This is a genomic window from Stenotrophomonas genospecies 5, from assembly GCF_054473825.1.
The window spans coordinates 2,522,625-2,544,859 of the sequence record NZ_JBTMUW010000001.1; the positions used below are offsets into that span (position 1 = coordinate 2,522,625).

General features: G+C 67.1%; 20 protein-coding genes. 7 read left to right on the forward strand and 13 right to left on the reverse strand.

Going from position 1 to position 22,235, the window contains the following annotated elements:
- The first annotated feature begins 77 nt into the window (after positions 1–77).
- Positions 78–2,075, forward strand: coding sequence for a bifunctional DedA family/phosphatase PAP2 family protein (locus tag ACX9OW_RS11630; protein WP_180875883.1), 1,998 nt, complete (start codon positions 78–80; stop codon positions 2,073–2,075).
- A gap of 44 nt (positions 2,076–2,119) precedes the next feature.
- Here ACX9OW_RS11630 and ACX9OW_RS11635 read toward each other — a convergent pair whose 3' ends face one another.
- The 3 genes from ACX9OW_RS11635 to ACX9OW_RS11645 form a co-directional block, all read right to left on the reverse strand.
- The gene (locus ACX9OW_RS11635) at positions 2,120–2,698 is read right to left on the reverse strand and encodes an LON peptidase substrate-binding domain-containing protein (RefSeq protein WP_065175087.1); all 579 of its coding nucleotides are present in this window, start codon (positions 2,696–2,698) and stop codon (positions 2,120–2,122) included.
- On the reverse strand, positions 2,695–4,059 hold the full coding sequence (gene mpl / locus ACX9OW_RS11640) for a UDP-N-acetylmuramate:L-alanyl-gamma-D-glutamyl-meso-diaminopimelate ligase (protein ID WP_065181702.1): 1,365 nt from the start codon (positions 4,057–4,059) through the stop codon (positions 2,695–2,697). The genes ACX9OW_RS11635 and mpl overlap by 4 nt, the downstream gene beginning before the upstream one ends.
- A 322-nt stretch (positions 4,060–4,381) precedes the next feature.
- Positions 4,382–4,945: an adenylate kinase gene (locus tag ACX9OW_RS11645; RefSeq protein ID WP_053519211.1), complete on the reverse strand. Its 564-nt coding sequence runs from the start codon at positions 4,943–4,945 to the stop codon at positions 4,382–4,384.
- Positions 4,946–5,080: 135 nt separating this feature from the next.
- Between ACX9OW_RS11645 and ACX9OW_RS11650 the strand changes: the two genes are divergently transcribed.
- Positions 5,081–6,337, forward strand: a complete 1,257-nt coding sequence (locus ACX9OW_RS11650; protein ID WP_459062296.1) for a 6-phosphofructokinase — start codon at positions 5,081–5,083, stop codon at positions 6,335–6,337.
- Positions 6,338–6,345: 8 nt separating this feature from the next.
- Entirely contained in the window at positions 6,346–6,735 is a 390-nt protein-coding gene (locus ACX9OW_RS11655; protein ID WP_164150863.1) for a DUF488 domain-containing protein, read from the forward strand.
- Positions 6,736–6,854: 119 nt separating this feature from the next.
- Here ACX9OW_RS11655 and ACX9OW_RS11660 read toward each other — a convergent pair whose 3' ends face one another.
- Positions 6,855–7,358, reverse strand: a complete 504-nt coding sequence (locus ACX9OW_RS11660) for a hypothetical protein (protein WP_065175090.1) — start codon at positions 7,356–7,358, stop codon at positions 6,855–6,857.
- A 282-nt stretch (positions 7,359–7,640) separates the two neighbouring features.
- On the opposite strand from ACX9OW_RS11660, the gene ACX9OW_RS11665 reads away from it, so the two are divergent.
- Positions 7,641–9,668 carry a sodium-translocating pyrophosphatase gene (locus ACX9OW_RS11665; protein ID WP_065175091.1) on the forward strand — a complete coding sequence of 676 codons (2,028 nt, stop codon included), beginning with the start codon at positions 7,641–7,643 and terminating at the stop codon, positions 9,666–9,668.
- A 49-nt stretch (positions 9,669–9,717) separates the two neighbouring features.
- On the opposite strand, the gene ACX9OW_RS11670 is transcribed toward ACX9OW_RS11665, so the two are convergent.
- Positions 9,718–10,149, reverse strand: a complete 432-nt coding sequence (locus tag ACX9OW_RS11670; RefSeq protein WP_065181703.1) for a YbaN family protein — start codon at positions 10,147–10,149, stop codon at positions 9,718–9,720.
- A 31-nt stretch (positions 10,150–10,180) separates the two neighbouring features.
- Positions 10,181–10,768, reverse strand: a complete 588-nt coding sequence (locus ACX9OW_RS11675) for a biliverdin-producing heme oxygenase (protein WP_164150861.1) — start codon at positions 10,766–10,768, stop codon at positions 10,181–10,183.
- A gap of 107 nt (positions 10,769–10,875) precedes the next feature.
- On the opposite strand from ACX9OW_RS11675, the gene ACX9OW_RS11680 reads away from it, so the two are divergent.
- Positions 10,876–11,133: a DUF2789 domain-containing protein gene (locus ACX9OW_RS11680; RefSeq protein WP_053519195.1), complete on the forward strand. Its 258-nt coding sequence runs from the start codon at positions 10,876–10,878 to the stop codon at positions 11,131–11,133.
- Positions 11,134–11,200: 67 nt separating this feature from the next.
- Here ACX9OW_RS11680 and ACX9OW_RS11685 read toward each other — a convergent pair whose 3' ends face one another.
- The 5 genes from ACX9OW_RS11685 to ACX9OW_RS11705 form a co-directional block, all read right to left on the reverse strand.
- Positions 11,201–14,116: a TonB-dependent receptor gene (locus ACX9OW_RS11685; RefSeq protein WP_459062297.1), complete on the reverse strand. Its 2,916-nt coding sequence runs from the start codon at positions 14,114–14,116 to the stop codon at positions 11,201–11,203.
- 169 nt (positions 14,117–14,285) lie between these two features.
- Complete coding sequence (locus tag ACX9OW_RS11690) at positions 14,286–15,224, reverse strand: FecR family protein (protein WP_253118309.1); 939 nt, start codon at positions 15,222–15,224, stop codon at positions 14,286–14,288.
- 105 nt (positions 15,225–15,329) lie between these two features.
- Positions 15,330–15,836: an RNA polymerase sigma factor gene (locus ACX9OW_RS11695; protein ID WP_053519189.1), complete on the reverse strand. Its 507-nt coding sequence runs from the start codon at positions 15,834–15,836 to the stop codon at positions 15,330–15,332.
- Positions 15,837–15,915: 79 nt separating this feature from the next.
- A complete protein-coding gene (locus tag ACX9OW_RS11700) occupies positions 15,916–16,392 on the reverse strand; it encodes a hypothetical protein (protein ID WP_459062298.1) in 477 nt (158 codons plus the stop codon).
- Positions 16,392–16,892, reverse strand: a complete 501-nt coding sequence (locus ACX9OW_RS11705; RefSeq protein ID WP_253118307.1) for a hypothetical protein — start codon at positions 16,890–16,892, stop codon at positions 16,392–16,394. Before ACX9OW_RS11705 ends, ACX9OW_RS11700 begins: the two co-directional genes overlap by 1 nt.
- A 187-nt stretch (positions 16,893–17,079) precedes the next feature.
- On the opposite strand from ACX9OW_RS11705, the gene ppa reads away from it, so the two are divergent.
- Together ppa and ACX9OW_RS11715 are read left to right on the forward strand one after the other, a co-directional pair.
- Positions 17,080–17,619 (forward strand): inorganic diphosphatase, encoded by a 540-nt coding sequence (ppa, locus tag ACX9OW_RS11710; protein ID WP_053519183.1) that lies wholly within the window; start codon positions 17,080–17,082, stop codon positions 17,617–17,619.
- Between the two features lie 151 nt (positions 17,620–17,770).
- The gene (locus tag ACX9OW_RS11715) at positions 17,771–18,892 is read left to right on the forward strand and encodes an HDOD domain-containing protein (RefSeq protein WP_053519181.1); all 1,122 of its coding nucleotides are present in this window, start codon (positions 17,771–17,773) and stop codon (positions 18,890–18,892) included.
- A 68-nt stretch (positions 18,893–18,960) separates the two neighbouring features.
- Here ACX9OW_RS11715 and ACX9OW_RS11720 read toward each other — a convergent pair whose 3' ends face one another.
- Together ACX9OW_RS11720 and ACX9OW_RS11725 are read right to left on the reverse strand one after the other, a co-directional pair.
- Positions 18,961–19,170 (reverse strand): hypothetical protein, encoded by a 210-nt coding sequence (locus ACX9OW_RS11720; protein WP_053519179.1) that lies wholly within the window; start codon positions 19,168–19,170, stop codon positions 18,961–18,963.
- Between the two features lie 166 nt (positions 19,171–19,336).
- Positions 19,337–22,216 (reverse strand): TonB-dependent receptor plug domain-containing protein, encoded by a 2,880-nt coding sequence (locus tag ACX9OW_RS11725; RefSeq protein ID WP_053519177.1) that lies wholly within the window; start codon positions 22,214–22,216, stop codon positions 19,337–19,339.
- Between the last annotated feature and the right edge of the window lie 19 nt (positions 22,217–22,235).

Genomic DNA, 22,235 nt, shown 5'->3' on the forward strand with positions numbered 1-22,235 from the left:
TCTAGGCGATGCCGACGGTGGCAAACGGTCGGCAAGCGGCTGGGAACCAGTCACCTTCACGCCTTTATAATCGGGCAATGGACTCTTCATGGATCGACGCCACCCTCGCGTGGATTGCCGCTCATCCCGTGCTGGCGGGCGCGGTCATTTTTCTGATCGCGTTCTGCGACGCGGTCATCATTCTCGGCGCCATCGTGCCCGCGCTGCCCCTGCTGTTCGCCGTGGGCGTGTTCATCGGCCTTGGCCAGATCTCCGGGCCGTACGCGGTCGCTGCGGCAGCGCTGGGTGCGTTCGCGGGCGACGGCATCAGCTACTGGATCGGCCGCCGCTGGGGCGATCGCCTGCGCGGCGTGTGGCCGTTCAGCCGCTACCCGCAACTGCTGGACCGTGGCGAGAACCTGTTCCGCCGCAATGCCTTCAAGAGCATTCTTGTGGCCCGCTACGTCGGCGCGATCCGGCCGTTCGTCCCCGCCATCGCCGGCATGATGAACATGCCCGCCAGCCGCTACATGCAGGCCAGCGGCATCGCCAGCATTTCCTGGGCCGTGCTGTTCCTGGCGCCAGGCTGGATCCTGGGCGAAGCCTATGACGCGGTCGCGGCCGTGGCAGGTCGCCTGGTGGTGGTGGTCGGCCTGCTCGCGGTGATCCTCAGCCTGGTCTGGGCGATCGTGCTGTACGGCTACCGCTGGTCCGCAGCGCGCATGGATCATTGGCTGTCGCGCCTGCTCGACTGGTCCAACCGCCATCCGACTCTGGGCCGTTACACGGTCGGCGTGCTCGACCCGAAGCGGCGCGAGTCGGTGCCGTTGGCGATGCTGGCACTGATGCTGCTGCTGCTCGGCTGGGGCTGGTTCGCACTGCTCACCCTGGTGGTCGCGCACGGTGAACCGCTTGCGGTCGATCTGCTGGTGCACCAGGCCATGCTGGCGCTGCGCAACCCGCTGGCCGACTACCCGATGGCGGCGCTGGCCTCGCTCGGCGCATGGCCGGTACTGCTGCCGGCCACCGCCGCGGCGATGGGCTACCTGATCTGGCGCCGGCGCTGGATGGCTGCGGCGCACTGGCTGGCCGCGCTCGCCTTCGGCCTGGCCCTGACGCTGCTGCTCGGCGCGACCGTGGATGTGGTCCGCCCGGTCGACGCCAGCAGCGGCTTCGGCTTCCCGTCGGTATCGGTGACCATGGCCACCATCACCTTCGGCTTCTTCGCGGTCCTGATCGCGCGCGAGATGCCCGGCCGCACCCGCGTCTGGCCGTACCTCGTATCGGGCATCGTGGTCAGCCTGATCGGCTTCTCGCGCCTGTATCTGGGCGCACACTGGCTGAGCGATGTGATCGGCGGCATGCTGTTCGGCACGTTCTGGCTGCTGGTGCTGGGCATTGCTTACCGCCGCCGGTTCAACCGGTCGTTCTGGGTCAAACCGGTCGCCTGGCTTTTCTACGGCGTCTTCGCCGTTGCCGCGATGTGGTATGCGCCGCGCAACATCGCGGTGAAGCTGGAACGTTTCGAGCCGTCCCTGCCCGCCGCGCAGGCGATGGATATGCAGGCGTGGTGGCAGCACGACTGGTCCGCGCTGCCGGCGCGCCGCAACGAGTTCGACGATGACCAGCGCTGGCCGCTCGATGTGCAGGTCGCCGGTCCCCTGGCCCCGTTGCAGGCACAGCTGGAGGCACGTGGCTGGACGCTGCAGGAGCAGGCCGGTTGGCAGGAAGCATTGCTGATGCTGGACAAGGACACCGGTGCGGAGCAGCTGCCGGTCTTGCCGGCAACGCTGGACACGCGCGTGGAAGCATTGCTGATGGTGCGCCAGGGGGCGCGTCCGGACGAGCGCTACGTGCTGCGCCTGTGGCCGGCCGCCGTGCAGCTGCAGCCGGGCGACACGCCACTGTGGCTGGGCAGCGCACAGACCCTGCGCTACGAGCGCCACTTCCAGTGGATCGGCATGTGGCATCCGCTGCGCGGCGTGGATCCAGCCTTGAACGCGGTGAAGGACGCCGTGCAGGAACTGCCGCAACGCGAGGATGTGCACGGCGAAACCGGGTTGCCGGTACTGCGGTTGAAGACCATCGCACCGTGAGGAGCCGCCGGGCGTGGCCCGGCGCTACCGCGCGGGATGATTCTTTACGGCATCCAGCCCAGCAGCTGCTGCAGGCGCTGATGCGGATCGTCCATCTGCAGCAGTTGCAGGCGCTGCTGTTCGCTCAACGGCAGCAGCTCGGCCAGGCGCCAGCCGACCCAGCTTGCCTGGTCCAGCAACGCAGGGTTGGCCGGAGCGTAGGCTTCGCCGGCCTGCTCGATGATGTGACCCAGCACGGTGGCCAGCAGCGCATGCTGTGGACGCAGCTCGTCATCCGGGTCTTCTTCGCACCAGCGCACATCGGCCACCACCAGGCCGTTGTCGCGCACCCGGGTGCGCTCGACATGGAAGCGGCGGGTACCGCGCAGGCGCAGCTGCAGCACGCCGTCGGCGCCGACATCGAAGTCCTCGATGCGTACCTGCACACCGTAGGCGGCCGGCGTTGCCGGCGCACCGACCTCCTGGCCATCAAGGATCAGGCAGACGCCGAATCCCTCCGCACTGCGGCCACTGTCGCGGATCAGGTCCAGATAGCGGCGCTCGAACACGCGCAGGCCGATCGCCGCGCCAGGCAGCAGGGTGGCGTGCAGCGGGAACAGGGGCAGTGACGCGTCCGTGCTCATCGCGCCTGCAATGCTGCGAGGAAACGGCGCGGCGCGCCGTCGAAGCCACCATTGGACATGAACACCACGTGGTCACCGCGGTGCACGCGCTCCTGCAGCTGTGCCAGCAATGCGTCGGTATCGGGTACCGCGTGCGCGTGGCCGCGCACCGCTGCGATCACCGACGCTGCGTCCCAGGCCAGCTCGGGACGATGCAGGAACACCACCTCGTCGGCCAGCGCCAGCGAGGGCGCAAGCGCGTGTGCATGTGCGCCCAGCCGCATCGAATTGCTGCGCGGTTCCATCGCCACCACGATGCGTGCATCGCCCACCTTGGCGCGCAGGCCCTCGAGGGTGGTGGCGATCGCGGTGGGATGGTGCGCGAAGTCGTCGTAGACGGTGATGCCGTCGTGGCTGCCGATCACTTCCATGCGCCGCTTGACGCTGCGGAAGCGCGCCAGCGCCGGGATCACCTCGGCCGGTGCCACGCCCACCGCATGGGCAGCGGCCAGCGCAGCCAGGCCATTGAGCACGTTGTGCCGCCCCAGCAGCGACCATTGCACATCGCCCAGCGCTTGCCCGTGATGGTGCACGCGGAAGGCGCTGCCATCGGCGGCCAGCAGTTCGGCATGCCATTCCAGCGCCGGATCGAATCCGAAACGCTCGACCGGCGTCCAGCAGCCCATTGCCAGCACTTCGGCCAGGTGCACGTCCTCGCCGTTGACGATCAGGCGGCCGCGCGCGGGAACGGTGCGCACCAGATGGTGGAACTGGCGCTGGATCGCGGCCACGTCCGGGAAGATGTCGGCGTGGTCGTATTCGAGATTGTTGAGGATGGCGACCAGCGGCCGGTAGTGGACGAACTTGCTGCGCTTGTCGAAGAAGGCGGTGTCGTACTCATCGGCTTCCACCACGAACTCACGGCCCTGGCCGAGGCGGGCGGAAACGCCGAAATCCTCGGCCACGCCACCGATCAGGAAACCCGGTGCGCGACCGGCATTCTCCAGCAGCCAGGTGAGGATGGTCGTGGTGGTGGTCTTGCCGTGGGTGCCGGCCACAGCCAGCGTGTCGCGGCCCGGCAGCACCTGCTCGGACAGCCACTGCGCGCCGGAGCTGTAGCGCTGGCCGGCGTCGAGCACGGCCTCCACGGCCGGGTTGCCACGCGAGAGCGCGTTGCCGATCACCACCTGGTCGGTGCCCGCCGGCACGCTGTCGACCCGGTAGCCCTGGTCCAGGGTGATGCCCAGCTGCTCCAGCTGGGTCGACATCGGCGGATAGATGGCCTGGTCACTGCCGCTGACCGTATGGCCCAGTTCCCGCGCCAGGGCGGCCACGCCACCCATGAAGGTGCCGGCGATTGCAAGGATATGTACGCTGCTCATGAGCGAGGATTGTGACCGATCACGGCTGTATAGGGCCAATGTCCGTAATGGGGTCAGACAAGTCCTACACCCGATGTGAGAAAACTCCAGCCACCTGTCAGGGAATTCCCGATAGCGATGTTCTGTGAACCCGGACACAATTCGGATTGCCAGCCGCAGTACCCGAACCGGTCCTACTCCCCAAGAGGCCATCCCCAAGGGAGCTCATGCTGCGGGGCCCTGAGCAAGCCCTCCGCTGGCACCTATGAAAACGACACAGGCCTGGTCCGCAAGGACCAGGCCTGTGTTCTGCATGCCGACCGCAGCCGGCCGCGCGCCTGGTTCAGGCCTTGATCGCGGCCAGGATGCGGGCTTCGATCTCGTCGAGCTCGCCGACGCCATCGACGCGTGCCAGGGTGCCCCGGCCTGCATAGAAATCCACCACCGGCGCGGTCTGGTCGTTGTAGACCTGCAGGCGCTGGCGCACCGATTCGGGATTGTCGTCGGCGCGGCCCTGCTCCTTGGCGCGGCCGGCGATGCGTTCGACCAGCAGTTCGGTGGCCACATCCAGCTGCACCACCGCATCCAGCGGCTGACCGATCTTGGCCAGCAGGCCGTCCAGCGCATTGGCCTGCGCCACGTTGCGCGGATAGCCATCCAGGATGAAGCCCTTGGCGACATCCGCCTGGGCCAGCCGCGACTCAAGCATGCCCAGCAGGATCTCGTCCGACACCAGGTTGCCGGCATCCATCACCGCTTTCGCCTGCTTGCCCAGCTCCGAGCCCGCAGCGATCTCCGCACGCAGCATGTCACCGGTCGAGATATGGGCGATGCCCAGCTTGTCCTTCAGGCGCGTCGCCTGTGTCCCCTTGCCCGAACCGGGCGGTCCCAACAGAACCAATCGCATTGACCTGACTCCAACGTGTTGAAAACAAAGAAGGTTCGCGTCCCGGACGGTCCGGTATCGCTGCACCGCAATAGCGCCACTTTACCGCATCCGGGTAATGTCCCTGCAATGTCCCTCCCCTGAGCAGGTAGAAGCATGCGCAACGGTACCCTCCTCTATGCCCAGTCCGGTGGTGTCACCGCGGTCATCAACGCCACCGCTGCGGCGGTGATCGAACAGGCCCGGGCCAACGGCATCAAGGTCCTGGCGGCCCGCAACGGCATCCTGGGCGCCCTGCGCGAAGAGCTGATCGATACCAGCAGGGAGAGTGCGGCGGCCATCCGCGCCCTCGCCCATACACCGGGCGGTGCCTTCGGTTCGTGCCGCTTCAAGCTGAAGTCGCTCGATGCCGACCGTGCGCGCTACGAACGTCTGCTGCAGGTCCTGCGCGCGCACGACGTGCGCTGGTTCCTCTACAACGGCGGCAACGACTCGGCCGATACCGCGCTGAAGGTCTCGCAGCTGGCCAAGGCCTCCGGCTACGACCTGACCTGCATCGGCGTGCCGAAGACCATCGACAACGACCTGGCTGTTACCGATACCTGCCCCGGCTTCGGCTCGGCGGCCAAGTACACCGCGGTGTCGGTGCGCGAGGCGGCGCTGGATGTCGCGGCGATGGCCGAGACCTCCACCCGCGTGTTCATCTACGAGGCGATGGGCCGCCATGCCGGATGGCTGGCCGCTGCCGCAGGCCTGGCCGGCAATGGCGACGATGAGGCCCCGCACATCATCCTGCTGCCCGAACGTGCCTATGACGAGGCCGCCTTCCTGGCCAAGGTCAAGGCGGTGGTCGAACGCGTCGGGTACTGCGTGGTCGTGGCCTCCGAGGGCATCGCCACGGCGGATGGCCGCTTCGTCGCCGATGCCGGCGGCAGCAAGGATTCATTCGGTCATTCGCAGTTGGGCGGCGTCGCCGCGCACCTCGCTGGCCGGGTCAAGGACCAGTTGGGGCTGAAGGTGCACTGGGCCCTGCCCGATTACCTGCAGCGCTCGGCACGTCACATCGCCAGCCGCACCGACTGGGACCAGGCGCAGGCCGTGGGCAAGGCGGCCGTGCAACTGGCATTGAAGGGCCAGAACGGGGTGATGCCGGTGATCGTGCGCAGCAGCGACGCACCGTACCGCTGGAAGATCGAGTCCGCGCCGCTGTCGAAGATCGCCAACCACGAGAAGAAGATGCCAGCCGGCTTCATCCGGCGCGACGGCTTCGGCATCACTGCCCGGGCGCGCGCCTATCTGTCACCGCTGATCAAGGGCGAAGCGCCACTGCCGTACGGCGCCGATGGCCTGCCGAAGTATGTGACGCTGAAGAACGTGGCAGTGAAGAAGACGCTGCCGGCCTTCGAGGTCTGACTGCGATCATGGCCCTGCGGATCGTCCGCCTCGGTTCTCCGCGCGTTCCGGGCGAAGGCCTGCGCATCGGCACCGTACGCCGCCCGCCGCGCGGCGTGCCACGCAGCGAGTTCGTCCGCCAGGACTGGTACGACGTCTGGTTCCCGACGTTGTCGCCCAGCGCGGAACGAGTGAAACAGGCTCGCGGGGCGACCACCGCGGCCGACTGGAATGCCTTCTTCCGCAGCTACCGTGCCGAGATGAAGGCGCCCGACGCAGCCCACGCGCTGGATCTGCTGGCCGCGCTGTCGCAGCACACCGACATCAGCGTGGGCTGCTACTGCGAGGATGAGGCGCACTGCCATCGTTCGGCACTGCGTGACCTGCTGGTGGCCCGCGGTGCGAAGCTGGCCGAGTGATGGCAGGGGTGCCGGCCAGCGGCCGGCACTACCGGGTTCTCCGCCGGGCATGGCCCGACGCTACCGGTGCGCGCCGAAGTACATCCACGCCCTGCGTGGCTTCGCCCTGCCGGACGGCGTCAGTTGCAGGCCTTGCCTTCCACCTGCAGCTGCGCGGCGAACATCGTCACCTGCGGAATCTTGCCGGCGGCGGCCTGCTTCTTTGCTTCTTCCAGATAGATGCGCGACTGCCCCTGGCCGTCCAGCGCCTGGCGGTTGTCGACCGGCAGACGCCACACCCGCACCACCGCCTGCTGTGCCGGGCACGTCGCGCTGGGCACGCGGATCACGTCATTGAGCTTCCAGCCCTTGTCGACAGCGGGCTGCGCCTTGGCGAAGTCGACAAAACGAGCGCGCGGCTGGCACTGCTCGCTGGTACGGACCACGGCGAATCGATACGGCTCGGCAGCCTGGCCGGTGAAGGCGCCCTCCAGCCGCGCACAGGCTTCGGGAATCTGCCGCAGCGTGTGTACCGCTCCCACCGCCTGCGGCGCACCCACCGCGCGTTGCAGTTCCGGGGTCTCGGCGGCAGATGCAGGCATTGCCGGCACAAGGGCGGCAAGCATCAACAGGGACAGACGCATGGGAGGGTCTCCTTCAGGACTGAGCGCAGGCTTGCAGAGGAAGGCTTAACAGGGTGCAAAGGCGCGTCGGTGGAGGGGCAAGCGCTGCGCCTTCCACGCACGGCGCTACCATCCGGGCGCATGTGCACGCATACTGCGGCCACCAGGGAATGCTGAACACCGCCATACGTCGGACGACCGCCACGGTCGGCACGGGTTGGTTCCAGGCTGCAGCCCGTCGTCCCCCTCGTGGTGAAGTTCATCGCCACTGGATGCTCATCATCCATTCTGCGGAGGGGTCTAATGCTGGAACGTCACGGGCTGTCATTGGCGCTGGGCTGCGCCATTCTCGCGATCCTGTTCGGAATCGTCTCGGCGCGCTGGATCCTGCGCCAACCCACCGGCAATGAGCGCATGGTCGCGATCGCCACCGCGATCCAGGAGGGCGCACGCGCCTATCTGAACCGCCAGTACCTGACCATCGGCATCGCTGGCGCGGTGTTGTTCGTGCTCGTAGGCGTGTTCCTGAGCTGGTACACCGCTGTCGGCTTCGCGGTGGGTGCGGTGCTGTCCGGCGTTGCCGGCTACATCGGCATGAACGTGTCGGTGCGCGCCAACGTGCGGACCGCTGAAGCCGCACGCAACGGCATCAGCGCCGCGATGGACGTAGCGTTCCGTGGCGGTGCGATCACCGGCATGCTGGTGGTCGGCCTGGGCCTGCTGGGCGTGGCCGGCTATTACGCCCTGCTGCTGCGGCTCGGGCTGCAGATGGACCAGGCGCTGCATGCGCTGGTCGGCCTGGCCTTCGGCTCTTCCCTGATCTCGATCTTCGCGCGCCTGGGCGGCGGCATCTTCACCAAGGGCGCCGACGTCGGCGCCGACCTGGTCGGCAAGGTCGAAGCCGGCATTCCCGAAGACGATCCGCGCAACCCGGCGGTGATCGCCGACAACGTCGGCGACAACGTCGGTGACTGCGCCGGCATGGCCGCCGATCTGTTCGAAACCTACGCGGTCACGGTGATCGCAACCATGCTGCTGGGCAGCCTGATGCTCGCCGAAGCCGGCGCCAACGCCGTGCTGTATCCGCTGGTGCTGGGAGGCGTGTCGATCATCGCATCGATCATCGGCGCGCTGTTCGTCAAGGTGAAGCCCGGTGGCTCGATCATGGGGGCCCTGTACAAGGGCGTGATCGTGTCGGGTGTTCTGGCGGCGATCGCCTTCTACCCGATCACCACGGGGCTGATGTCCGACAACGTGCACGGTCCATTGGCGCTGTATGGCTGCGCCCTCATCGGCCTGGTCCTGACCGGCCTGATCGTCTGGATCACCGAGTACTACACCGGTACCCAGTACAAGCCGGTGCAGCACGTCGCCCAGGCGTCGACCACCGGACATGGCACCAACATCATCGCCGGCCTCGGCATCTCGATGAAGTCCACCGCGCTGCCGGTGGTGGCGGTCTGTGCCGCGATCTGGGGCGCCTACGCGCTGGGCGGCCTGTACGGCATCGCCATCGCCGCTACTGCCATGCTGTCGATGGCCGGCATGATCGTGGCCCTCGACGCCTACGGACCGATCACCGACAACGCGGGCGGCATCGCGGAGATGGCCGAACTGCCCTCGGAGATCCGGGACATCACCGATCCGCTTGACGCGGTGGGCAACACCACCAAGGCAGTGACCAAGGGCTATGCGATCGGCTCGGCGGCGCTGGCGGCGCTGGTGCTGTTCGCCGACTACACGCACAACCTGCAGGCGGCGAATCCCGGGCAGGAGTTCCGCTTCGACCTCAGTGACCACACGGTGATCATCGGCCTGCTGATCGGCGGCCTGATTCCGTACCTGTTCGGCGCGATGGCCATGGAGGCGGTGGGTCGTGCCGCCGGCGCGGTGGTGGAGGAAGTGCGCCGGCAGTTCCGCGACATCCCCGGCATCATGCAGGGCACCGGCAAGCCGCAGTACGACAAGGCCGTGGACATGCTGACCCGTTCTGCGATCCGCGAGATGATCCTGCCCTCGCTGCTGCCGGTGGTGGTGCCGGTGGTGGTCGGCCTGCTGCTGGGCCCACGCGCGCTGGGGGGCCTGCTGATCGGTACGATCGTCACCGGCCTGTTCGTGGCGATTTCGATGACGACCGGCGGCGGTGCCTGGGACAACGCCAAGAAGTACATCGAGGATGGCCACTTCGGCGGCAAGGGCAGCGAAGCGCACAAGGCCGCGGTGACCGGCGACACGGTCGGCGACCCGTACAAGGACACGGCAGGGCCGGCGATCAATCCGCTGATCAAGATCATCAACATCGTGGCGCTGCTGCTGGTGCCGCTGCTGTAGCGGATCGGTGGAGCCGGGCGTGGGCCCGGCTCCATCCCCTCACGCGGACTCAGCGATTCCAGCGACGCCCACAGCGGCGCGGATCGCCGACATCGCCACGTTCGACACTCTGGGGCGGCTCCAACCGTGGCGCTGGCCGGCTGAGCACATAGCCGGCGCTGACCGCGAAGAACAGGCCCACGCCCAGCAGCAGCCGCCAGGAAGGGTGTGCGCCCCAGCAGAACAAGGCGAACCCCACCGCCATGCCAGCGCTGGCCAATGCCTTGCCCCGGCGCGACACGGCGCCCTGTTCCCGCCACAGTCGCAGCGGCGGGCCGTAGCGAGGATGTGCCAGCAGCCGTTGCTCGAACCGTGGCGAACTGCGCGCGAAGCAGCCCAGCGCCAGGATCAGGAAGATGGTGGTGGGCATCACCGGCAGCAACGCGCCGATCACCCCCAGCCCGACCATCATCCAGCCCAGCGCGAACCACAGCCAGCGCATCAGCGCATCGCCCGCAGGCAGAGCCCGGGCATCAGCCGAACTCGATTTCAACGTGGCCATGCACGCTACGGAACGCGGCATCGGCGGCATCGATCACCTGCTGTTCCTGCGCGGCGCTCAGGGGCACCGCATCCAACGCGGCGGTGAATTCCCGCCAGTGGCGGGCCGCGCCATCCGGGTGCGCAGCCAGGTGGCGGGCACCGAACCCTTGGTCCAGGCCAAGCCGCGCGGCCATCTTGTACAGCACCGTGCCCCCCAGGTTGGAGCCTTCGGCCACGTACAGCCACCCCAGCGCCACCGGCAACGGCAGGTCACCTGCCAACGGCGCCATGTCCGCGCCAGGGAGATCCTGCCCCAGGTCGTGCAGATCAGCTGCCACCTGCTGCAGACGCCGACGCCCGGCCAGCTCCGGCAGCAATGCCTCCAACGCCGGGCTGGCGTACAGCCGGTCGATGCTGCGATGGAAGCGGTACTGCACGCGCAGGAAGCGGGCGAAGCTGCCGAGATCGGCAAAGATGTCACCGGCCATGATGCGCTTGTCCAGCGCGCCGTGGCTGTCGCGCGTGGCGGCCTTGAGGCGCAGGCTACGGCTGTCTTCAGGAGCGATATGTGCGTTCACGGAGGGTACCTGGGAGAGAGGTCCTGCTGTAGACGTGCGGCGCAGGGCTTTCCCCAAGCCCACTTGGGTCGATAATGCCCCTCCCTCTTTCCCGCCGGGAACCGATGATGATCACCACCGAACCGCGCATGACCAACCTGTTCCTGCAGCTGGGCCTGGATGCCAGCGCCGAGGGCATCGCCCGCTTCATCCGCGACCACCAACTGGCTACCGGCGTGGCGGTGGCCGACGCGCCCTACTGGAACGATGGCCAGCGGCAGTTCCTGGCCGAATCGCTGCAGGCCGATGCGGCCTGGAGCACGGTGGTCGATGAACTGAACGAGTCGCTGCACGAAGATGCGGTGAAGGCAGCGACCGGGCTGTAAGCCTGCGGTCGCGGCAAGGCGGTGCGGACCAAGGTCCGCACCCACCGAAGGCGCTCTGCGCAGGTAATCAGTACCTCCAGGTGAACGCAAGGCGCGCGGTACGGCCCGGGGCGGGCATCACGCCCAGGGCGAGCGGATCGAGATAGTAACGATCCGTCACGTTGTCCACATTCGCCTCCACCGACAGCTGGTCGCTGAAGCGCCAGCTGGCGAACAGATCCACCAGGGTGGTGGGCCGGTACAGCTGCTGGATCGCCGAAAGGCCGACATTCCAGTCCTTGTCCAGTCTGCTGATCGGGCCGGCGTTGTGGATCACCCGGGTGCCGAAGGTCAGGCGCTCGTCGAACAGGCGCGATCCAGCCGTCAGGTTCACCATGTAGCGCGGCGGGTTCTGCGTATTGGTGTAGGAACCCTCGAAGCCACCGTCTACGCAGTTGGGCGTACTGGCCAGTTCATCATTGTTGCGCTGTGCACCGTACGCCCGGCGCTCGGCGGCGATGTCCGGGGCGCAGGTCCTGGCCTTGAAGTAGTAATGCGCGGACAGGTCGGCAAATACCTTGCCGCTGTCATAGCTGGACTGGAACTCCATGCCTGAGACCTTGAACTGGTCGACGTTGCGGATCAGGCCGGCCGACAGCGTGCGGTAGTCACGCGTGATCAGGTCATCGATGCGCGTATCGAAGTACGCCAGCTTCAGCGCGAGGCGATCATCGGCGGTGAACAGGTCATGGTGGACGGTGCTGGCACCGATTTCCCAACTGCGCGCGCGCTCCGGCTTCAGCTCTCCGACGGGTTTGGCGGCGGTGAACAAGCCCAGTGTCGTCTCGAACAGGCTCGGAAGCTTGGTGCCCTCGGCGTACTTCACGTAGACCATCGTGTCCTCGCTGAAGCGATAGGCCACGCTGGCGGTGGGTGAGAAGGCACTGTCGCGGCGACGGATCGGCTGCGACCAGGTCCAGCTGACCGGCACCTCCAGGTCTTCCGGTGCATCAGCGTCGTAGAAGTTCCAGCCACCGATGTCAGCCACCGTGCCTTTCTTGTACGGCGAGGCCAACAGCGAGGCCTGGGTGAACGCACCATCGGCGTCCGGATACCAGTTCAGCAGCGCGATGCGCTTGGCGCGCCAGGAGGGCAGTGCCGGGTTGCCATCCAGCAGCTCGGTGTAGCGGTACTGTCCCTGCACTTCATAGGCATCGGGTGTGGCCAGACGATTGCGGTCATGCACGTCCACCCGGTTCCAGCGGCCACCGGCCATCAACTCCCAGTGTTCGTCGGGCTGCCACTTCAGCGACGCCACCGCACTGTATTCCTTGCGCTCAGCGTTGCGCAGGAAACGGTTGTTGACCAGATCATCCTGCTTGATCGGTGCGGAGCTGCCCGGTGCGATGTCCTCATCGCTGTAGGACAGGCCGTAGTCGAGGGTGAACACGCCTGCACGGGTGTCGAAGATCGAGGTGTTGCTGGCATCCAGGCCGAAGCGCTTCTGTCGCAGCGGATTGCGGTAGGCATCCTTGTAGCCCGGATCGCCGCTGAAACTCGGCGCGTCGTACCACTCGGTACGGCGGTCGAAGTACCACGGCGTGATGCCGGTCAGGCTGTTGTACATCACGCTGTCAGCATCGGTGTACCAGGCGTTGACGCGCAGATCGATCCGTTCGCTGTCTGGATCGAAGCGATAGCGCAGGCTGTAGCTGTCCATGTCGACGTGGCCGGGATCCCACTGTGGGATGCGATCCCGCTCAACGCGGATGATCTGCGAGGCCATGATCTCGCCGGCGCGGCCCTCATAGCGGCGATAGCCAGCTTCGAGGGTCTGCGCATCGTCGATGCGCCAGGTGCCCTTGAGCAGGGCCGACGTCGAGCGCGAGGAGGTGTTGAACACTTCGGTGCGCGGAGGATTCAATGGTGCCAGCGTGCGCCGGGTCTGCGGAAAGTCATCGTATCCGTGCCTGCCGGAGAAGTAGTTGCCGTTGTCGCGGTGGGCGTACGCCGCGACCAGATCGAAGCGGTCCCACTGCCCAGCGGCGGCAACGTTGAAGAACTGGCTTCCGGTGGCGCTGCGGTCCGTCCGGGGCACGGCGCTGTAAGCCGGCACGCTGTTGGCGCTGGCGTTGGCCAACCCAGCGCGCACGCGGACGCCGACGTCGCGGCCCTCGCGCAGGATGTCACCCACGTTCAGCGTCTCCATCTCCACCACGCCGCCGATGGCGCCGGACGCGTTGGCCTGCAGGCTGGGGCCCTTGGTGATGGTCAGGCGTGAGATCAGGTCCGGATCAAGGTAGCTGCGCTGTGACTGGCCGGCGTAGCCTCGGTAGGTGTCCATGCTGGACTGCCCGCCATCGATGATGACGGGCACGCGGCTCTGGCCCTGGATGCCGCGGATGTTCACGTCGAAACCGTTGCCCACGCGCGGATCACCGGCGGTGACCCCGGCCACGCCCTTGACGATGTCGCCGTTGGATGTGCCACGGAAGCGCTCCAGCGTTGTGCGATCCAGCGTGGTGGTCGAGCCGACGCTGCGATAGGTGTCGAGCAGGCGCGCCTCGTCGCTGCCGATGCCTTCAGCGACGCGATCGCCGGCCACACGCAGCGGGCCGGTGATGGTCGGCGATTGCGCCTGCAGGGCGCCGGCCGCTGCCAGTGTCACTGCACCGTCGCCGACACGGCGCACGCCCATGCCACTGCCCTGCAACAGCCGCGCCAGCGCCTCGTCTGCGGTGAGCGGGCCGCTGACCGCCTGCGACGTGACGCCGCTGGCCAGCGCAGCCGGATAGACCACCTGTACGCCGGACTGCCGCATGTAGCTGCGCAACGCGCTGTCGAGCGGCTGCGCGGGAATGTCGAAGCGCTGCGCGGCTGCCTGCGGGTTGGCAGTGTCCTGGGCCAGCGCGGGCGGTACTGCGCCGGCAATACCGGCGGCGAGCAGTGCGACATACAGGCGGGACGGGCGCGGAGTGCGGCCCGGACGTGGGGAATCGAACATGGAGAAACCTGTCAGGAGAGCGGAGCCGCAGGCGCGGCGTCATCCACGGCACGCGTGGACACGGCGACGTACGTGGCGGCTGCGGGTACGTTCGTGGAGTAAGACGAACGGCAGCGCCACAGCCCCAAGGGGGATCACTGCCGATCACGTCTCCACGCGTGACACGGCGTCATCTGTGAACGATGACCACAGCCATCGGCAGGCGGGTGATCCTCAGCCCCGTCGTCTCCGCGAGTGCATCCAGGGCCTGTTCGGGGCGATCGATACGCAGTGCGGCACTCACGGCCGGCAAGGTCGAAAGGTCGCCCTGCACGAAGGTCGGACCAGCACGATAACGACCAAGCAGATGCACTGCATCGGCAACATTGGCCTGCTCCAGCAGCAGTTCGCCCTGGCGCCACGCACCCACGCTGTCGGCAGCGACATCGCTCAGGCGGACGACGCCGGACGCGGAACCGTACTGCGCACGCTGCCCCGCCTGCAGATAGGTCCAGCCACTGTCGGCCGGGGCGGCCACGCGCACCCTGCCCTGCCCGACCTGGGTTTCAACCGCTTCCTCGACCCGCGACACGGAGAATGCCGTGGAGATGTCTTCAACCACGCCGTTGCCTGCGGCCACGCTGAAGCGCCGCTGCGGATCGGCGACCACCTCGAACCAGGCGCGGCCACGCAGCAGATCGACCCGCCGAGTGCCCGCATCGAAGTGCACGGCGATCGCGCTGTCCGCGTCGAGCACCGCACGGCTGCCGTCGGGCAACTGCACATGCTGGACGCTCTGGCGGCTGCGGTGGTCCGCCTGCAGGCGCAGGGACGCCTCGGGCCAGACCATCAGCATCGCCAGGGCGGCAGCGGCAGCCGTCATCCAGCGCAGCCGCTGACGCCGGCGCCGCACCGCAGACGCGACAGCCGGTCGAGGGCCGAGGCTGCGCCACAGCGTGCGCTGCTGCTCGAAGGCGTGGCGATGGCCCGGTTGCGCCAGCCACTCTTCGAATTCGCACATGCCAGCATCGGTGATGTCGCCCGATGCCAGCCACGCGATCCAGCGCATGGCCTGTTCGGCCACGACGTCTTCGCAGGCGGCGGGAGAAGAAGTGTTCGGCGGGCTCATTGGCTGGCGGACAGGAATATTCACGCGCGGGGAGAGGGAACTGGACCGCAGGTACAGTCCAGCCATCAAGACGTTTGAACCAGGCCCATCCCCAAGCGCGTCCGCTCAGCGGCCGCTGCGGGCCCAGGCCAGGCGCTGCAACGCGGCGCGGATGTGGTTCTCCACGGTGGTGACCGACACGCCAAGGCGACGCGCGATCTCGGCCTGGGTCAGGCCCTGCAGCCGATTGAGGCGGAAGATGGCGCGGGTCGGCTCCGGCAGGTGGCTGGCCGCATCGAGGACACGCTGCAGCTCATCCTGCGCCATCACCTGCTCTTCGGTGGACGTGGACGTAGCCTCGTCCGGTCCCCACAGGTAGTGATCGGCCAACAGGCGGTTGCGGCGCGTCGACTCGCGTCCATGATCGGTCGCCAGGTTGGCTGCCAGGCGGTACAGATAGGCCCTGGGATTGTCGATCAACGGGGCGTTGCCCACCCCGCGGGCCTTGAACCAGACGGCCTGGATCACGTCCTCCGCACCCGGGTCGCCCCCCAGGATGCGCTGCACCCGGCGCAGCAGCGCCGGCCGCTCTCGGATCAGCAGTTCGGTGAGGGTGGCGGCATTGGATGGCATGCGCGGAGCCGGTACGACGGGAGGGCGCCGCGCATGCTACACCGTCAATGCGAATCAGTCACGTTCTCATTTGAGAGAATCACAGGCAACCGATCCGCCCCTCGTGAATCGAAATGCGGCCGCCCGGCGGCGTCACATGGATCGCACGGTTGGGCTGGGCCTGCTCCAGCGCACGCAGGAAGTCCTCAAGCCGTGTTCCCGTCGCCACGGGCAGTGGACAGGCGAAACTGCGCAGGTCGACATCGATCCGTCCATCATCAGCCACCGTGGTGGCGCTGCCGGCGAAGGTCCAGATGCAGCTCTGGATGGCGCCGCTTGCCGCATGCACCGAGCAGCGCAACCGCATCGGCAGCAGATTGCTGTATTCGCCTTCGCAGAAGGTGTCACCGCAGACGTGGTCAAAGCTCTGCCGCAGCGACCGTTCGACCGCCAGGAAGCGTTGCCACCCAGCCGCCTGGTTGGGGAACAGGCGTGCATCCACATAGGCCGGCGCAGCGTGTGCCGCGCCGGCCAGCCCCATCAGGCCTGCAAGAACACCCCTCTTCAGCGCGCGCATCAGGCGGCCCTCCCGGCATTGCCCGGCCGCCCCAGGCAGGTCGGCAGTGTGTCGAAGACCGTCACATCGGTTCCCGGGAAGGGCTCGAACGCGCCCTCCTCCTGCTCCAGCGTCGCGTGGAACACCTCCACCGGAATGCCCTCCCCAAGGGTGACGGGGCAGATCCAGCGCGCATTGTCCACCTGCACTTCGCCGCGGACCGGTTCGACCTGCAGCTCGCTGGCCACGATGCCCCAGGCGCAGTGGCGTACGGTACCGGCGTCGGCCTGAACGGCGCAGCGGAACGTCAGTACCCGGTAGTTGCTGTACTCACCTTCGCAGAAGGTGTCGGCGCAGATGCCGTCGAACTCGCGCACCAGCGACGCCTGCAACCGGTGGAAGCGGTCCCGATTGGCTTGGGGCGAGGGGTAGTCGACAAGGTCGACATGGCTGGCGTGTGCCAGCGGCGGCAGGGTTGCGAACAACAGGAACGTGCCGCAGCAGCGGGTTGTCCAGGACATGGCGGATATCTCCCAGGGAACGAGCCAGCAGCCTGCGCCGGCCGGCCTTCCGGGCCCATCGGGCAAGGCGGGCGCCGCAGGTCGTCCACCTGCGCAGCGGCCTGTAGGGGTCGCCCCACCTGCACAGCGGCCTGCAAAGGCATAAAATGGAGGGCTATCCGCCTACATCCCCACCTGGAGCACGACCATGGGTCTGGAACTCGTCTCGCCCGGCAAGAACCCGCCGGAAGAAATCAACGTCATCATCGAGATCCCGAAGGACTCGGAGCCGGTGAAGTACGAAGTGGACAAGGAAACCGGCGCGATCTTCGTCGACCGCATCCTGTCGACCCCGATGCGCTACCCGTGCAACTACGGCTACGTGCCCAGCACCCTGTGCGGCGACGGCGATCCGGCCGACGTGCTGGTGGTGCTGCCGCTGCCGCTGGTGCCGGGCTCGGTGGTGCGCTGCCGCCCGGTCGGCGTGCTGAAGATGAGCGATGAGGCCGGCAGCGACGAGAAGATCCTGGCCGTGCCGGTCGCCAAGATCTTCAGCGGCTATGCCCACGTGGAGGACATCGAGCAGGTTTCCAGCCACTGGCTGGAGCGCATCGGCCACTTCTTCGAGCACTACAAGGACCTGGAAAAGGGCAAGTGGGTCAAGCTCGACGGCTGGGGCGGCGCGGCGGAAGCCAAGCAGATCCTGGTCGAAGCGCACGCGCGCTACCTGGAAGGCAGCAAGGCCTGATCCTGAACCGCGTCGCTCCGGTGTGTCCTGCCGGAGCGATGCGGGTCACGTTTCAACACCACGGCACAGCACTCCGGGTGCTGTATTAGGTAAATTGCGTCACTTCACACGTCGTCGACATCCAGCGTCGAGACAGCCAGGGGATTGTGTCGTGCGTATTCTGCTTGTTGGAGATGCAGCCAGCCTGCCGGCCGAGCTGACCGAATTCATTGCCGATCTTGGGGAAGACTGGCAGCCGTTGACCGCCGCCGACGGCCACACCGCGATGACGGCAGTGGCCACGCAGGGCGTGGACGCGGTGATCGTCTGCCCGCAGCTGCCGGACCTCAATGCCACCACCTTGCTGGGGCAGATCCGGACACTGCGCCCGGAAACCATCCGTATCGCCCTGGTCGATGCCCAGCACGGCAACCGGCCACCACCGGCGCGCCTGATCGGCGTTGCCCACCGCTTCCTGCCGCTGCCACTGGCGCCGGAAGTGCTGCTGGAGGCCTTGACCAGCCTGGAAGAGCTGCGCGAGGTGCTGGACAGCCCGCGCCTGCGTGATGCCATCGGCCGCATCGAGAAGCTGCCTTCGCCGCCACACCTGTACCTGAGCCTGACCCAGGCCCTGGAACACGATGACGATACCGACAGCGCCGACGTGGCCAAACTGGTCGCCGCCGATCCTGCCATCGCCGCGAAAGTCCTGCAGCTGTCCAACTCGGCCTTCTTCAGCCAGGGCCGCACCATCGCCGATCTGCGCACGGCGGTCACCCGACTGGGCCTGTCCACCCTGCGCGACCTGGTCCTGGCAAGCGAGGTGTTCTCGGCACCGACGCTGTCTGCGGCCGAACGCAACTCGCTGCAGCAGCGCGCCCTGCTCGCCTCGCGTCTGGCCGCCCGCCTGCTGCCCGATTCCAGTGCGGAACTGGGTGCCACCGCGGCGCTGCTGGCTGACATCGGCCTGCTGCTGCCGGGCGTCCGCAACGAGCGCAGCGAGCCTGCGCTGGCCGGCGACCTCCGTCCCGGGCACGCCGAAGCCGGCGCCTACCTGCTGGGGCTGTGGGGCCTGCCGATGCCGATCATCGAAGCGGTGGCGTTCCACCTGCAGCCGCAACGCGCCACGACCCGCAGTTTCTGGGTGACCGGCGCGGTGCACGTGGCGCTGGCGCTGGTCAACGGCGATCCCGTTGACGAGGACTACCTGCAGCGCGCGGGCGTGCTCAATCGACTGCCGCAGTGGCGTGAGCATGCCAATGCACTGATGGGGCTGACACCCACTGACGCCTGAGCGGCACGCGGGCGACTGCCGTCACCTCGCATGAGGGCGCGTCCAACGGACGCGCCCTTTTTTCTCTCTCAGCGCTGCGGACAGGCGTCCAGCACGCACAGACGCCATTGACGCTCGCACAGGGCCGGGGCGTTGCCCTTGGCCAGGCACTCCAGCCGGAGTTGCTCGCAGTACACACCGCCGCCGCAGACGATGATGTTCTGTGCGGACAGCGAGCCCACCAGCGTTGCATAGATCAGGACGGCGGCCGATACCTGGCGGAAAAGCGTGCGCTTCATATCCATCTCCCAGTGTCCGGTATTGGACGCGCCTACTGTGCTGAATGCGACAAGAGCAGACAGTGACCGCACTCACTTTCCCGACCTGATCAGAATTCCCTTACAGAAACGAAAAGGGCGGACCTTGCGGTCCGCCCTCCTCGTTCTGCTATCGCACTTCGATGGATCAGAAGCGCTGGGTGTACTTCATGTACAGGAAGCGACCCACGTCGAAGCCGCCGTAGTAGGCGAAGCTCGAGTTCGGCTGGGTGAACATGATCGGACCCTTGTGGTCGAACACGTTGTTGGCGCCCAGCGCGATGGTGGCATCCCACGGTGCCTTCCAGCTGACCTGCAGGTCGTGGAAGGTGTTGGAGCCGGTCTTGCGCAGTGGCGACTTCTCACCGTTCTGGTAGCGGTCGGCGTCGTCGCACGGACGGTTGGCCACGCAGGCTTCGTTCATGCCCGAGTAGTAACGTGCGGTGTACGCCACGCCGAAGTCACCCTTCGACCAGGTCAGGCCCAGGTTCGAACGCACGCGGAACAGGCCCGGCTCACCGACACGGCCGATGGTGATGTTGTCACCGTCAGCGTTCTGGCCCTGCTCGTCGTACTTGGCCAGGTAGCTCGTCTGCCAGTCGATCGCGAACTGGCCGATGGCCAGCTCCGGCAGGCGGTACTTGATGCCCAGGTCGTAGCCCTGGGTTTCCATCTGGCCGAGGTTGGCCAGGCCGTAGGTCATGCCGTTGATGTGGCCATCGCCTGCACGGGTGTGCGCGGCGCAACGCGAAGCATCGCCCAGCACGTAGCAGTCACGCAGGATGCGGTCGACGCTGTCAGCGATGATCATGTCGCTGATTTCGTACTTGTACCAGTCCAGCGAGATGTCCAGGCCCTGCACCCAGCGCGGGCTCCAGACCAGGCCGACGGTGGTGCTCTTGGAGGTTTCCGGGGTCAGGTTCGGGTTGGCACCCGAGATGAACTGGTCCGGCGTCGCACACGGGGTCGAGGTGCACGGAATCAGGCCCTGGCCCAGCTGGGTGTAACCGACCGGGACGCCCGCCGCCGAGCAGGCCGCGTTGCCGTTGACCGAACCCGGCGCGGTGATGCCGCACGGATCGGTGTACGACTCGAAGCTGCTGCTCAGGCCACCGTACAGGTTGTCGATGGTCGGAGCACGGAAGCCCTCAGCCCAGGTACCGCGAACCAGCAGCTCGTCCAGCGGACGCCAGGTGAAGCCGAACTTCGAGTTCAGGGTGTCGCCGAAGTTGCTGTAATCCGAGTAACGGGTCGCAGCATTCAGGGTCAGCTCCTTGGCAAACGGCATGTCCGCCAGGACCGGCACGTTCAGTTCCAGGTAGACCTCGTCCAGCGAGTACTCACCCTGGGTGGTCTGCGCGCCCAGGCCGGTGGACTGGCCCGACTGTGCGAAGGCATCCGGCGAGAAGCGGCCTTCTTCCTTGCGGTGCTCGACGCCCACGGCGAAGCCCAGGTCACCGGCCGGCAGGGTCACGATCGAACCCGACAGGTTGGCGGTGAAGCTGGTGGTCTTGGTCAGACCGGTATCGGTGAAGTACGGGAACAGGAAGTCCTGGGTGGCCTGGTCGGCCAGCGAACCGGCACCGGCAACGCCGAACGGCAGCAGCGGGTTCCACGGACGGCAGCCGCTGGTGGCGAGCGGATCGGACATGCTGGTGCCGCAGCGGGCGACGCCATCAGCACCGATGAACGAAGCGCCCAGCGCCTGTTCCGATGCGATCAGGCTCATGTCGCCGTGACCACGCTTGGTGGTTTCGTTGCGGTTCCACAGCGCGCCGACGTCCCAGTCGAAGGTCTTGCCGGCGAAGTCGAAGAAGCCGCTGATGCTCGGGGCGAAGCGCAGGGTCTTGACCTGGCTTTCGGTGGTGCGCGGCACTTCCCACAGACGGCGGCGGAAGGTCAGGTCTTCACCGGTCGGGTTGAACGCGCTGTCGGCCGACAGCGGGGTGTCGAAGGATGCCGACTGGTACGGATAGCCTGCGATCTGCTGGGTGGTGTTGCGCTCGTTGTAGAGCACGTCAGCGTTGAACGAGATCGCGTCGGTGAAGTCGTAGTTGCCGTTGACGTACAGCGACTTACGCTCGATACCGGTCTGCACCATCATCTGCTGGTTGGCATTGACGGCGTCAGCGGAGGTTTCCAGACGGTAGTCGGCGCGGTTGGCCGGGTTGCCGCCATCACGCAGGGTGTACCAGCGCTGGTCGCTCGGGCCGACATAGCCCGGCTCGCCCTGCTTCAGGTTCGGGGTGACGCACGGGTCGCAGAAGCCACCCTTCTGGTTGATCGGGCTGGCGCCCGAACCCGGGTAGTTCGGGCCGGCGTTGCCGTCACGGCTGAACCAACGGTCCTTCGCCCACACCGGATCCTGCTTGGAGTACTCGGCGGACATGGTGACACCGCCGCGCTCGCCCATGCTGCCGAGGGTGAACGAATAGGTTTCGGTGTCGCCGTCGCCCTTGCCGTACTGACCGACATAGACGCTGGCTTCAGCGCCGTCGAAGCGCTTGCGGGTGATCACGTTGACCACGGCCGCGATGGCGTCCGAACCGTAGATGGCCGAGGCGCCGTCCTTCAGGATCTCGATGCGCTCGATGGCGGCCATCGGGATCTGGCTCAGATCCTGGTAGCCGGCGGTGGTCGCGCCCAGGCGCTTGCCGTTCATCAGCACCAGGGTGCGCTGCGCGCCCAGGTTGCGGATGTCGACGTAGTAGCCACCGACGTTTTCGCCCGAAGCCAGCGACTCCGAACGGGAGATGGCCGGGGAGCCGGCCGAGGTCAGGTTCTGCAGGACGTCGGCAACCGAGGTGTAGCCCTGCTTTTCCAGGTTCTCACGGCTCAGGGTGACGATCGGCTGCTGGGTTTCAACGGCAGCGCCGCGGATGCGCGAGCCGGTGACCGAAATGCGGTCCAGGTCGGTGGTGCCCTTTGCTTCCGGTGCTTCCTGTGCGGAAGCGAAGGCGGGCGCCAGCGCCAGCGCAATGCCGGCCGGCAGCAGGCCGAACCGCACTGCGGGGTTACGAACGTTCATCAATCTCTCCAAGGTACGT

Bases quoted from the DNA above. Each gene is read 5' to 3' on its own strand.
- ACX9OW_RS11630 (WP_180875883.1), top strand. From the start codon at position 78: ATGGACTCTTCATGGATCGACGCCACCCTCGCGTGGATTGCCGCTCAT.
- ACX9OW_RS11635 (WP_065175087.1), bottom strand. From the start codon at position 2,698: ATGAGCACGGACGCGTCACTGCCCCTGTTCCCGCTGCACGCCACCCTG.
- mpl (WP_065181702.1), bottom strand. From the start codon at position 4,059: ATGAGCAGCGTACATATCCTTGCAATCGCCGGCACCTTCATGGGTGGC.
- ACX9OW_RS11645 (WP_053519211.1), bottom strand. From the start codon at position 4,945: ATGCGATTGGTTCTGTTGGGACCGCCCGGTTCGGGCAAGGGGACACAG.
- ACX9OW_RS11650 (WP_459062296.1), top strand. From the start codon at position 5,081: ATGCGCAACGGTACCCTCCTCTATGCCCAGTCCGGTGGTGTCACCGCG.
- ACX9OW_RS11655 (WP_164150863.1), top strand. From the start codon at position 6,346: ATGGCCCTGCGGATCGTCCGCCTCGGTTCTCCGCGCGTTCCGGGCGAA.
- ACX9OW_RS11660 (WP_065175090.1), bottom strand. From the start codon at position 7,358: ATGCGTCTGTCCCTGTTGATGCTTGCCGCCCTTGTGCCGGCAATGCCT.
- ACX9OW_RS11665 (WP_065175091.1), top strand. From the start codon at position 7,641: ATGCTGGAACGTCACGGGCTGTCATTGGCGCTGGGCTGCGCCATTCTC.
- ACX9OW_RS11670 (WP_065181703.1), bottom strand. From the start codon at position 10,149: ATGCGCTGGCTGTGGTTCGCGCTGGGCTGGATGATGGTCGGGCTGGGG.
- ACX9OW_RS11680 (WP_053519195.1), top strand. From the start codon at position 10,876: ATGATCACCACCGAACCGCGCATGACCAACCTGTTCCTGCAGCTGGGC.
- ACX9OW_RS11685 (WP_459062297.1), bottom strand. From the start codon at position 14,116: ATGTTCGATTCCCCACGTCCGGGCCGCACTCCGCGCCCGTCCCGCCTG.
- ACX9OW_RS11690 (WP_253118309.1), bottom strand. From the start codon at position 15,224: ATGAGCCCGCCGAACACTTCTTCTCCCGCCGCCTGCGAAGACGTCGTG.
- ACX9OW_RS11695 (WP_053519189.1), bottom strand. From the start codon at position 15,836: ATGCCATCCAATGCCGCCACCCTCACCGAACTGCTGATCCGAGAGCGG.
- ACX9OW_RS11700 (WP_459062298.1), bottom strand. From the start codon at position 16,392: ATGCGCGCGCTGAAGAGGGGTGTTCTTGCAGGCCTGATGGGGCTGGCC.
- ACX9OW_RS11705 (WP_253118307.1), bottom strand. From the start codon at position 16,892: ATGTCCTGGACAACCCGCTGCTGCGGCACGTTCCTGTTGTTCGCAACC.
- ppa (WP_053519183.1), top strand. From the start codon at position 17,080: ATGGGTCTGGAACTCGTCTCGCCCGGCAAGAACCCGCCGGAAGAAATC.
- ACX9OW_RS11720 (WP_053519179.1), bottom strand. From the start codon at position 19,170: ATGAAGCGCACGCTTTTCCGCCAGGTATCGGCCGCCGTCCTGATCTAT.
- ACX9OW_RS11725 (WP_053519177.1), bottom strand. From the start codon at position 22,216: ATGAACGTTCGTAACCCCGCAGTGCGGTTCGGCCTGCTGCCGGCCGGC.